General features: G+C 67.1%; 4 protein-coding genes. All 4 read left to right on the forward strand.

What is annotated here, in order from left to right; all coding sequences use genetic code 11:
* The first annotated feature begins 35 nt into the window (after positions 1 to 35).
* The 4 genes from AC3ITN_RS00310 to AC3ITN_RS00325 all read left to right on the forward strand — a co-directional run bounded on the left by AC3ITN_RS00310 (position 36) and on the right by AC3ITN_RS00325 (position 12,928).
* Positions 36 to 10,826 carry a hemagglutinin repeat-containing protein gene (locus tag AC3ITN_RS00310; RefSeq protein WP_489391661.1) on the forward strand — a complete coding sequence of 3,597 codons (10,791 nt, stop codon included), beginning with the start codon at positions 36 to 38 and terminating at the stop codon, positions 10,824 to 10,826.
* A 126-nt stretch (positions 10,827 to 10,952) separates the two neighbouring features.
* Positions 10,953 to 11,369 carry a hypothetical protein gene (locus tag AC3ITN_RS00315; RefSeq protein ID WP_489391662.1) on the forward strand — a complete coding sequence of 139 codons (417 nt, stop codon included), beginning with the start codon at positions 10,953 to 10,955 and terminating at the stop codon, positions 11,367 to 11,369.
* 113 nt (positions 11,370 to 11,482) lie between these two features.
* The gene (gene mutM / locus AC3ITN_RS00320; protein ID WP_489391663.1) at positions 11,483 to 12,295 is read left to right on the forward strand and encodes a bifunctional DNA-formamidopyrimidine glycosylase/DNA-(apurinic or apyrimidinic site) lyase; all 813 of its coding nucleotides are present in this window, start codon (positions 11,483 to 11,485) and stop codon (positions 12,293 to 12,295) included.
* A 66-nt stretch (positions 12,296 to 12,361) separates the two neighbouring features.
* Positions 12,362 to 12,928, forward strand: coding sequence for an ECF-type sigma factor (locus AC3ITN_RS00325; RefSeq protein ID WP_313345218.1), 567 nt, complete (start codon positions 12,362 to 12,364; stop codon positions 12,926 to 12,928).
* Positions 12,929 to 12,943 lie beyond the last annotated feature (15 nt).

Raw genomic sequence — 12,943 nt, forward strand, 5'->3', positions numbered from 1 at the left:
ACGACGTACCACGCCTCACACATGGATGACCTGTCATGAAGACCCGCCTCGTTGACGTCCGTCGCACTGTTGCCCGTCCCATCTCCAGCTCGCGCTGGCGGATCGGCCTGCTGGCCGCCGTAGTGACCGCTGTTTTCGGCGGGCCCTTCAGCTCGTTCGCACAGGTGCAGCCGCAGGCGGGCGGCCAGACCCGGACCGAAGCATCGGGCAACGGCGTGCCGGTGGTCCAGATTGCCGCGCCCAACCCGGGCGGCGTATCGCACAACCGGTTCGACAACTACAACGTCGGACGGGAAGGCCAGGTACTCAACAACAGTTCGACCACCACCCAGACCCAGCTGGCCGGCTACATCCAGGGCAACAGCAACCTGCAGCCGGGGCAATCGGCGCGCCTGATCCTCAACGAAGTCACCTCCAGCAACCGCTCCCTGCTGCAGGGCCATGTGGAAGTGGCCGGTGCGGCGGCGCAGGTGATCATCGCCAACCCGAACGGCATCACCTGCGATGGCTGCGGCTTCATCAACACCACCCGTGGCGTACTGACCACCGGCACCCCGCTGTTTGGCGGCGACGGCAGCCTGTCGGCGTTCCAGGTCGGCCGCGGCAGCATCCGCATCGAAGGCGCGGGCCTGGATGCGGACAACCTGCAGCGTATCGACCTGCTCGCGCGCGCGGTCGAAATCAATGCGGGGCTGTGGGCCAAGGAAGCCAACGTGGTGGTGGGTGCCAACCACATCGACTACGACAGCCTTGCCGCGCGAGCGATCCAGGGGGAGGGGGCTGCCCAGGGGTACGGCCTGGACGTTGCCGCCCTCGGCGGCATGTATGCCGGCAAGATCCGCCTGGTCGGTACCGAGGCCGGTGTGGGCGTCCGCAGTGCGGGCGCGCTGGTCGCCACTGGTGGCGACTTCGTGCTCACCAGTGCCGGTGACGTGCAGCTGACCGGTCGCACGGCGGCGGCAGGCAACATCGTCGTCGACAGCGCCGGCACCCTCGCCGCTACGGGCGCGACGCAGGCCGGCGCGGACCTGCGCCTGAGTGGTCGCGACGTGCAACTTGCGGGGACCGCATACGCGGCAGGCGTGCTTGATGCCCGCGCGTCGCAGACGCTGGACGCCTCGGGCAACCTGCTTGCGGGGCGCCTGCAACTGGCTGCCGATGGCAACCTGCGTCTGGCCGGGCAGGCCGAAAGCCGCGCCGACATCGACCTGCGTGCGGGTCAGCAGCTGGAAAACACCGGGCAGGTGATTGCCGCGAACCAGTTGCAGGCGCGTGCCGGCAGCATCGTGCAGCAGCAGGGCGCGCGACTGGCGGCGCAGGGCGCGCTGCAACTGCAGGCGAACGGCCACATCGACAACGCCGGCGTGGTGATCGGCAGCACCGGCACCCGCGTCGAGGCCGGCAGCCTGGCCAACCGTGGCCAGCTCTACGGCCAACGCGACACCGTGCTGGCGGTCAGTGGTCGGATCGACAACAGCGGGCTGATCGGCGCCGCGCAGACCCTGGCCGTCACTGCCGGTGAGCTGCAGCAGACCGCATCGGCCGAACTTTCCGCCGGCACCGACGTTACCCTGGATGTCACCGGCGAGCTGGCCAACGCCGGCCAGCTCATCGCGGAGCACACGTTGACCGCGCGGGCAGACCGCCTGACCAACACCGGCACCACGGCCGCCAGCGACACCCGCCTCACCGTGGGCGCACTCGACAACCGTGGCCTCGTGCTGGCCTCCGGCACGCTGGACATCGACGCCTCGCGCCGCATCGACAACGCCGCCGCCGCGCGCCTGCGTGCCGGCCAGACGATCAACCTGCATGTCGCGCAGCTCGACAACGCTGGCGAGATCATCAGCGACGGCGACCTGCGCATCCACGCCGACAGCATCGCCAACCGGCAGCGGCTGGAAGCAGCGCAGCAGCTCCAGCTCGATGCGCGCACCTTCACCCAGACCCGGGAGGGCCTGGCGCTCGGCCGCCAGCTGACGGCCACCACCACCGGCCAACTCGACAACGCCGGGCGCCTGCACGCCACCGAGCGCATGACGCTCAGCGCGGGCACCCTGGACAACACCGGCACCGTCTACAGCACCCGTGACCTGCGCCTGGACAGCAGCGGCACCCTGCGCAACGCGGGCATCATCGCCAGCGATGCGGCGGTCACGCTGCGCGCGCAGGCGCTGGAGAATCTTGCCAACGGCGACATCTCCAGTGCGGACCTGCTCGACATCGAGGTACTGCAGGCGGCCAGCAACGCCGGCAACCTGTTCGCACGGCGCGCGCTGGAACTGCGTGCCGCGCGCATCAGCAACAGCGGCGCCGCGTACAGCGCGGGCAATGCCCGCCTGGAGGCCAGCGACGTGCTGAGCAACCAGGGCAGCCTGGTGTCCGTGCACGCGCTGGACGTGCAGGCCGCCTCGCTGGACAGCAGCGGCGACCTCGGCAGCGAGCAGTCCGACGTGCGCCTGACCACCACCGGTGACCTGGTCCTGACCGGCAAGACCATTGCCGCCGGGCAGCTTGACGCCGAGGCGGGCGGTACGTTGCGCCAGAGTGGCAAGGCTTACGCTGCCACCGGCGTGACCCTACGCGCCCAGCGTGACCTGCAGTTGGCGGGCAACCTGGACAGCAACGCGGACATCACCCTGCATGCCGGCCAGGCGCTGACCAGCGACGGCGACGTATACGCCAGCGGTGGGATCACCGCAGATGCAGGCGCCGTGCTGCGCAACACCGGCAGCATGCAGGCCGCCGCAGTCACCCTGCAGTCCGCGGCGGTTGAGAACCGTGGGCGCCTGCTCGCCAGCGGCAACGTCACCGTCAGCGGCGACACCGTCGACAACAGCGGCCAGATCGTGGGCGGCCTGGCGGCCAACGGCGCCTTGGGCAGCACCGGCCAGGTCACCCTGACCGCGAACACCCTGCTGCTGCAATCGGGCAAGGTGCACGCCGGCCAGCGCGTGGCGCTGCAAGGCGGTGGGTTGGACCTGCGCAACGGCCTGGTGTGGTCGGGCGGCGAGCTGGTGGCACGCGCCACCGGCGGCGCGCTGGACAACAGCAACGGCACGTTGGTCGCTACCGGCACGCTGCAGCTGGACACCACTGGCGAACTGATCAACCAGGGCGGCTCGCTGCAGGCGGCGCGCCTTGGCATCCTGGCCGCAGCGCTGGACAACCGCGCCGGCGAGCTGATCCAGACCGGCAACGATGCGTTGGCGCTCAGCTTCAGCGGTGCGCTGCGCAACGACGGCGGCCGCATTGCCGCCAACGCCACCGACCTCACCGTGGACGTGGCGACGCTCCTCAACAACGGCGGGCGCATCGAGCACGCCGGTACCGGCACCGCCACCGTACGCACGGGCAAGCTCGACAACACCAGCGCCGGCCTGATCGTCGGCAACGGCGCGCTCGTGGTCGACGTCACCGACCGCCTCTCCAACACCACCGGCAGCCAGATCAGTGCCGGCCGCGGCGCCGACATCCGCGCGCGCCAGATTGACAACAGCGGCGGCCGCATCGATGCCGTCGGCACCCTGCAGGTGCGCGCCACCGAAGCGCTTCAGAACGTGGCCGGCACGCTGGCCCAGCGCCAGGCAGGCACCCTGCAGATCCAGGCGGCCAGCGTGGACAACCGCACCGGCCTGATCGGTGCCGAGGGCAATGCGAGCATCATCACGGCCAGCCTGGGCAACCAGGGCGGCAACCTGTACGCCAAGCAGAACCTGACCCTCGACATCAACGGCGACCTGCGCAATGGCGGCGGCCTGCTGTATGCCGGCGGCCAGTTGCAGCTGGACGCCGAGGGCGTGCTCGACAACCAGAGCGGCAGCATCGAAGCCTACGCCGCGGCCGGCATCACGGCGGGTGCGGTGGACAACCGCAGCGGTCGCCTGGTGGTGGATGGCAGCAACACGCTGACCGTCACCACCGGCGGTGCGCTCGACAACAGCGATGGCGTGCTCGGCAGCACCCAGGGCAACATCGCGCTCAGCGCCGCCACCGTCAACAACCAGCGCGGCAAGCTGGTCGCGGGCCAGAGCGCCACCCTGCAGACCACCCAGCTGGACAACCGCAGCGGCCGCGTCTACGCCGGCACCAACCTGACGCTGGACAACGCATCGGCCACCGTCCTCAACGGCGCGGGCGAACTCTCCGCAGGCAATCTGTTCACCCTGCGCGCCGCCAGCCTGGACAACACCGGGGGCCGGCTGATTACCCGCAGCAGTACCCTGTACCTTGGGGCACTGAACAACGGCAATGGCGAAATCAGTGCCTACCAGCAGCTGTGGGCGCAGCTGCAGACCTTCCAGGGCAGCAATGGCCGCCTGTTCGGCGGCGCCGACCTGGAACTGCACCTGGCCGGGGACTACCTGCACCAGAACGCACAGCAGCTGCAGAGCAACGGGCGCCTGGCGCTGAACGTTGCGGGCACGCTGACCAACCAGGGCCGTATCGAGACCAGCGGCACCCTGGAGCTCAATGCCGCGCAGATCGACAACACCGCGACGGGCACCATCAGCGCCGGCAACGGTGCCGGTACCGCAAGCGCGTCGCTCACCGCCAGCCAGGGCATCAACAATGCCGGCCGCATCGACGGCGACGGTGTGCAGACCAGCAGCAGCTGGTTCACCAACACCGGCACGGTGATGGGCGACCAGGTCACGCTGAGCGCCGGCACCGTCACCAACGGGCGCGAACTGGGCACTGCCGTGCCCGTGCGCGACTACAACGAAGGCCTGCTGGCCACCACCGGTACGCTGGCCATCAACGCCGACGTCTTCAACAACCTCGACGGCGAGCTGTACAGCATCGGTGACATCCGCATCGGCGGCCGCTGGGGCGGCAACGCGCAGCAGATCGTGAACCGCTCGGGCCGTATCCAGGCCGAGAACAATCTGGTGCTGCTCGCACTGGGTGTGCGCAATGAACGGCGTGTGCTGCAGTACGAGCAGAAGACGTACACCGCCGAGGATCAGGCGGGGGATCCGGACGCTGGTGTGTTCTGGGAGGACGGCGTTCCCAGCGAGCTCCGGGACAGATACTGCGTGATCTCCGGGTCGCGCTGCTACATCTGGCGCCAGCACGGCACCACCCATACCGACACCGTGCTGGAAGGCACGCGCGTTACCGCCTTTACCGCGGCCAGCCAGCTGCTGTCGGGCCGCGAGATGCTGATCAGCGGCGGCAGCGTCGACAACATCTATTCCGCCATTGCGGCGGGCACCAACCTGACCATCAACGGCCGAGGTTCGAACAACAGCGACAACCCGGCCGATTGGGCCGGCGTGGTGAACAACGTTGGCCTGACCGCGACGAAGACCATCCGGCGCGTGTCCACCGCCGAAATCGAATACCAGACCTGTCCGGACCGTGTGGGTATGGAATGTCAGGAAGAGCCAACCTGGGCGGTAGTGCAGATCGGCACCAGTACCGTCACCAAGGAAGTCGCGGTGCCGGGCGGCAATGCCAGCATCACCGCCGGCCGCAACGTCACCATCGACGCGCGCGACGTCAACAACACCGTGGTCAACGCCGGTAACGGCGGCGCACCGACCGACATTGGCGGCTGGAATGGCGTGGGCGCCTATGTGCCCACCCTCGGCAACGGCAGCCAGGCCGGCGCGGCCACCGGAAACACCGGCGCGCCGGACCCGGTGACCGGCATTGCCAATGGCCCTGCCACCGGCACCGTCGGCGGCAACGGCCAGGGCCCGAATGTCGGCGTCCCCGCACCGGGGACCAGCGGCGTGGTCAAGCCGCCGCAGGTGGTGGGCACCGCGCAGAATCCGCTGCCGGGCCTGCTGGCGCCGGACAGCGGCCTGTACACCGTGAACCCGGGCAACCAGCGCTGGCTGGTGGAAACCGATCCGCGCTTCGCCAATTACGGCCAGTGGTTGGGCTCGGACTACATGTTCGACAAGCTCAACCTCAACCCCGACCAGCGCCTGAAGCGCCTGGGCGATGACTTCTACGAACAGCGCCTGGTGCTGGAGCAGATCACCGGCCTGACCGGCCGCAAGTACCTCGATGCCGACCTCGACAACGGCATGGACCAGTACCGCGCCATGATGGACGGCGGCGTGTCCGAAGCCGGCCGCCTGCAGCTCACCGTGGGCATCGCGCTGTCGGCCGAGCAGATGGCCGCGCTGGACGAAGACATCGTCTGGATGGTGGCGCAGAACGTCGGCGGCCAGCAGGTGCTGGTGCCCGTGGTGTACCTGAGCCAGGCCACCGCCGACCGCCTGCAGCTGGGCGGCGCGGCGATCGCCGGCGAGAGCGTGGATATCCGCGCGAACAACGTGAACAACCAGGGCATGATCGCGGCCGACAGCCGCCTGTCGATCGATGCCGGCAGCCTGCTCAACGATCGCGGTGCGGTCACGTCCGGCGGCAGCCTGCGGGTGTCTGCGGTGGAAGACATCATCAACAAGGACGGCCTGATCCAGGGCGGCAGCATCAGCCTGGTCGCCGGCCGCGACCTGCAGAGCGTGGCCAGCCTGGGCGTGGCGCGAATTGAATCGACGGGGGACATGGCCATGGTCGCCGGCCGCGACCTGTCGCTGGTCGGTGCGCAGACCAGCGCCAAGGGCAACGCTGCGCTGGTTGCCGGGCGTGACCTCAACCTGACGACCCAGCAGAGCGGAGCCTCCGGAGAGACCTTCAACCGGACCACGCTGGACGTGGGCGGCAGTCTGGGCCTGCAGGCCGGCAACGACCTCACCCTGACCGCCGTGCAGGTCAAGGCGGGCAACAACCTGAGCGTCGTGGCTGGCAACGACATCAACCTCAATGCGCTGACCACCACGCAGACCACCGCCACGCGCAACGGCTCGTCGACCCGCCAGACGCTGGAAACCAGCGGGCTGGATGCTGGCGGCAACCTGGCATTGCAGGCGGGTCAGGACATCAATCTGCAGGCGGCGGATCTCCAGGCCGGCAAGAGCATTGCCGCCATCGCCGGGCGCGATATCAACCTGGACCAGATCAGCACCACCGACAGCAGTGAAGAAGACATCCGCCGCAAGCGCTATTCAATGCAGAGCGAAGCGCACAGCGACACCTCGCACGGCACCGTGCTGCAGGCTGGCGAGGGCGTCGCGCTGATTGCCGGTCGTGACGCAACGCTGACGGCGGCGACGGTGTACGCCGAAACGGGTGGCATTAGCATTTCTGCCGGTCGTGACGTCACCTTGACCACGGCCGAGGAAACCAGCGCCTACGAGAAGGACGAGTGGAGCAAGAAGAAGGGAACCTTCTCCAGCAAGACCACCACCAGCCATGACGAGGCCAGCAGCACCCGCAGCGTCGGCACGGTCCTGAGCGGCGAATCGGTCAACATCGTGGCCGGCAACAACGTCGGCATCGTCGGCTCGGCGGTGGTCGCCGACAACGACATCCGTATCGGGGCCGGCAACAACGTCACCATTGAATCGGCGCAGGACACCTTCAGTGAAGACCACAGCTTCAGCCAGAAGAAGTCCGGCTTCTCTGCCGGCTTCTCCGGTGGCGTGGCCAGCGTGGGCTACAACAAGTCGCGCAACAGCAGCCAGAGTTCGACCGACACCACCACCCAAGTGGGGTCGGCCATCGGGTCCATCGACGGCAATGTGGCGATCAGTGCCGGCAACCAGCTGACCATCGCTGCGTCCGACGTCGCGGCAGGCAAGGACATGGCACTGGCCGCCAAGGACATCCAGCTTCTGGCGCGACAGGACACGGTGGATTCGCAGTCGAGCCAATCCAGCAAATCCAGCGGATTCTCCGTGGGCATCACGCTGGATCCCGGTGCCGCCTACCGCGCCGGCCGCGATGCTGAAACGGCCAACCGCGAGGACAGCGGGTCGTTCATCGGTGAAACCACCCGCACTGCGGACGGCATGATCGCCGGTTACCGCGCAGCCACAACCGCCGTGGTGGTACAGGCGGGCAGCCACCGCTCCAACAGCGCCGAGAACGGAAGCACCAGCGACGCGCGCGTCAGCCAGCTGACCGCCGGTGGCAACCTCACCCTGATCGCCACCGACGGCTCCATCACCAGCCAAGGCGCGCAGATGTCGGCCGAGGGCAACGCGGTGCTGGCTGCAAGCAAGGACATCGTCTTCGACGTGGCCCACAACACCGCCGCCAGTGGCAACAACAGCGACGGCAAGGGCTGGGGCATTGCCAACAACACCGCCCACCTTCCGGTCGGCATGCACAACAACAAGGGCAATGGTGCCGGCGTCAGTGACACCATCACCGGCACCCAGCTGTCGGTGGGCGGCAACGCGACCCTCACCACGGCGCAGGGCGACATCAGCCTCACCGGCAGCAACATTGCCGCTGACGGTGACGTCAACGTCCATGCTGCCGGCGACCTGACCATCCGCAGTGGCCAGGACACGCGCAGCAACGCCAACCAGTCCGACAACAAGGCCATCGGAACCGTAGTGGTGTCCGATACCGAGCGCTTCTCGGGATACCACACCGAGCGGCACCGTGATGCCAACGACCAGGTTACCCAGGTGGCAAGCAACGTGGCCAGCCTGGGCGGCAATGTGTCGTTGTCGGCTGGAGGCACCTACACGCAGCAGGCCTCCAACGTACTGGCGGCCAACAACGTGGACGTCACCGCGCGTGACATCCAGCTCCTGACGGCCGAGAACAGCGGCAGCCAGATGAGCCGCGACGACAGCCTGAAGGTGGGCGTCTTTGCCCGCGTCAGCTCGCCACTCATTGATCTGGTGAACAACGTGGACGCCGCACGCCAGGCCGATGGACGCCTGCAGAACATGCAGGCACTCGCCGCTGTCGCCACGGGGTGGAATACCTACAAGGCCGTCACCGGCGGGACCCTGGCCAGTGCCGAGGCCGGGGTTGGCTTTGCCACCAGCAACAGCCAGTACGACGCCAACTACCAGACCTCGCAGGGCTCGACCATCAGCGGCGGCGGCAATGTCAGCATGACCAGCACCGCGGGAGACATCCACGTGGTGCAGGGCAATCTGAAGGCAGGCAACACGCTGAGCCTGGATTCGGCCAACGACATCCTGCTGGAAGCGGCGCGCAATGAAGCGGCCGAGAAGGCGCGCAGCAGCTATTCCGGCGCCGAAGTAGGGGTGGGCGCATCGGTCGGCGCACAGACCGGCGTGTACGTCTATGCACAGGCCAGCGTGGGCAGCAGCCGCAGCGACGGACAGTCTTCCACCTACCAGAACACCCAGCTGACCGCCGACAATCTTCAGCTGACCTCGCGGGGCGACACCACGCTGCGCGGTGCTTCCGCGCAGGCCAACACGATCTCGGCCGACATCGGCGGCGATCTCAACATCGAGTCGCTGCAGGATCGTATTACCCAGGACTCCAAGAGCAGTGAGGTGGGCGGTCGTGTGCAGATCTCCTTCGGCACCGCCTGGAGCGCGGGTGGCAGCGCGAGCTCGTCCAAGGCCAGCAGCGATTACACCGGGGTCAACGGTCAGTCCGGCCTGTTCGCAGGTAATGGTGGTTTCGACATCCGCGTCGGTGGCAACACCGACCTGAAGGGCGCCGTGATTGCCAGCACCGCCGACCCGAGCAGGAATTCCCTGTCCACCGGGAGCCTCACCGCGTCGGACCTGGCCAACGAAGCCAGCGGCAAAGCCAGCAGCGCCAGCTATTCGGTCAGCAACGACATGCTCAGCGGCAGCAAGTACGGCGCTGCCATGGGCATCATCAAAAACGCGATGGGCGAGGGTAGCGACAGCGAGGGCCGTTCAAGCACCACGCGCAGCGATATCGCTGCCGGTACCGTGGTCATCGGCAACGGGAACACCACGGCGCTGGACGGCATGGATCGCACGGCAACCACGCCGGCCGAAGCGCTGCAGCAGATCGATCTGCAGAAGCTGCAGAACAATGCAGCAGCCGAGCAGATCGGCAAGGCGCTGGTGTATGAGCAGGCGCAGAAGCTCACCGATGAAGCCTATCGGACGATGTTCCTCGAGGAAGCCAAGGTGTACGTGGTGGATCGAGACGAGAACGATCTGGTGAAGCGGGATGCCGAGGGAAATGCCGTGTTCCGTGAGTTGACGCTGGAGGAGAAGAAGAATCTCAAGCCTGGCAAAGACGGCGTGATCCACATCACTGATAATGGCATCAACAACGACCGTGCGGGCGCGGAGAAGTACGCCGAGCAGCACTCCACGGCCGATGGTCCGCAGTATTTCATTCATTTCCCGAAGGCAAAGAATGCCGTTTCGGAATTGCTGATCGCCGGGTATCAAAAGTACATGGAGGGTGACCTTCTTGGGTTGGCCAATGCCACCGAGCTGACCAAGCAATACATGCTGGAGTACGGGCAGAGTGGCCTCCACCTTGACGGACACAGCCGTGGGTCGATGACCATCGGAAATGCGATGGAGTCTTTGTTGAACATGGACCATGCTGCAGGAAAGCTCAGTGGCACCACCATCAGCTTCCTGGGGCCGGCATACAACGCAGCTGCAGCCGACCAGATTCTGAGCTATCTGCAGGACCGCGACTCGTGGGCGATCCCGCAGGACGGCGTGATCACTTTACAGAATCATGCCAGCGACACGGTGGGCAGGCTCATCGGCAAAAACCCGGTCACAGGAGGTACGACGCCGGAAGGATCGTTCGGGTTGTGGCAGGGCATTCGCGTACTGTTGGGCGTGCCCAATACGCCCCACAACTGTTATGCACTTGCTCCGTCCGGATGCGGGGACCTTTGGGCGGATTCTCCTGGCAAGCGTTCGTGGCCAGTGCCGATCAATCAGATCGACCGATCCACTCCCGAGAAGGTGATAGATTGGGTCGAAACGTTGCGCGGATCCATTCTCCACCCAACGCCCTGATTCGGCCCTTGGCATCAATTGCCCGGCACGGTTGTGCCGGGCGAAGCCCCCGGATGCGCACGCAACACAACGTGCATCTGAACCTCATGCCCAAGGTGGTCTCAATACGCATCCAGGAAATTTGCTGTGAAGTGGAAGCTTGTTCTCATTGGGGCAACCGTGTTCTTCTGCGTCGGCTGCCTGCCGAAGAATGCCTTCGCTCCTCCACCAGATGACTGGGAGATATGGAGAAAAGCAGACACCGATCAAGCCACCCTCTGGAAGGATATGTTGGAGTGCGGCTATGCAACGCCGTACACGACGAGGAAGATTGGACGGGAAGGCTTCACCATCGAAAAGCACGTCGCTACGCTTAGATGCATGGAGTCGCTTGGTTATGACTACACGCACGACTGGCGCGTGGTACCGGTCTGCATGTCGGCTGGATATCGAACCAATTCGTCCTGCCTGCCTGGAGCCGATGTTCCCACGCCGAGCGCACGTCTCCGCCTGGAGGGGCGGTTCTGCGCCACGTTCCCCACTTCCATTGCGTGTACTCCCTGACTTCAATCGCAGGCGTCGTAGAGCGGGGCTCTGCCCAGCTGCACGTGCGCCCTGCAGCGGGGCAGAGCTCCGCTCTACAGCGGTTCATGGGGGGACCCCTTAGAATCCCCCCCATGCCCGAGCTCCCCGAAGTAGAAACCACCCGCCGCGGCCTTTCCCCGCACCTGGAAGGCCGCAGCATCCACGGCGTGATCCTGCGCAGGCCCGACCTGCGCTGGCCGATTCCGCCGGAGATCAGCACGCTGCTCCCCGGCCAGGCCATCCAGGGCGTGCGCCGCCGCGCCAAGTACCTGCTGCTCGATACCGCCATCGGCAGCGCGCTGCTGCACCTGGGCATGTCCGGCAGCCTGCGTGTACTGCCGGGCGACACCCCCGTGCGGGCGCACGACCACGTGGACATCAGCCTGGACAACGGCCGCCTGCTGCGCTTCAACGACCCGCGCCGCTTCGGCAGCCTGCTCTGGCAGCCCGCCGGTGAAACCCACGACCTGCTGGCCGCGCTCGGCCCGGAGCCGCTGGATGACGACTTCGACGGCGACTACCTGTTCCGTCGCAGCCGCGGCCGCAGTGCCTCGGTGAAGACCTTCCTGATGGACCAGGGCATCGTGGTGGGCGTGGGCAACATCTACGCCGCCGAAAGCCTGTTCATGGCCGGGATCAACCCGCTGCGCGAGGCCGGCAAGATCTCCCGCGAACGCTACCAGCGGCTGGCCACCGCCGTGAAGCAGATCCTCGGCCACGCCATCACCCGCGGCGGCACCACCCTGCGCGACTTCATCAACCCGGACGGCGCGCCGGGCTATTTCGAGCAGGAACTGCTGGTCTACGGGCGTGAAGGCGAGCCCTGCCGCCAGTGTGGGCGACTGCTGCGCCACGCCACCATCGGCCAGCGCGCGAGCGTCTGGTGCGGGTACTGCCAGCGCTGACCGTCACGCAGGGGCCCGGGCGGGCGCTATAGTCGGCCCAACGTCACCGGCGGGGGTGGGTGTGCGATGGACGAAAGCCCGGATATCACCGTATGGCTGGATTCGGCCCGTGCGGGCGACCGCGCGGCGCTGGACCGGGTGCTGACCCTGCTTTACCAGGAGCTGCACAGCATGGCCCGGCGCCAGCTGGCCGGCCAGCAGGGGCGCACCCTGGATGCCACCTCGCTGGTCCATGAGTCCTACCTCAAGCTGCTGGGTGCCCGCGGCGGGGCCCGCTTCGAAGACCGCGCGCACTTCTTCGCCTATGCCGCCTCGGCCATGCGCAGCGTGGTGGTGGATTACGCGCGCAACCGGCTGGCACGCAAGCGCGGCGGCGATCTGAAGCGGGTGGCCGAGATTCCGGAAAACAGCAGCAGCGGCGTGCGGCTGGACGAAGACCTGCTGGCGCTGGACGTAGCCCTGGCGCGGCTGCAGGCGGTGGATGGCCACCTGGCGAAGGTGGTGGAACTGCGCTACTTCGCGGGGCTGTCCGAACAGGAAATCGGCGACCTGTGCCAGCGCTCGGAGCGCAGCATCCGGCGCGACTGGCAGAAGGCGCGCATGTTCCTGCTGGCGTCGGTGCGCGAGGACTGACGGCCACGCGCAGCG

It is taken from the genome of Stenotrophomonas sp. KH_036_B (assembly GCF_057839485.1).

Bases quoted from the DNA above. Each gene is read 5' to 3' on its own strand.
- AC3ITN_RS00310 (WP_489391661.1), top strand. From the start codon at position 36: ATGAAGACCCGCCTCGTTGACGTCCGTCGCACTGTTGCCCGTCCCATC.
- mutM (WP_489391663.1), top strand. From the start codon at position 11,483: ATGCCCGAGCTCCCCGAAGTAGAAACCACCCGCCGCGGCCTTTCCCCG.
- AC3ITN_RS00325 (WP_313345218.1), top strand. From the start codon at position 12,362: ATGGACGAAAGCCCGGATATCACCGTATGGCTGGATTCGGCCCGTGCG.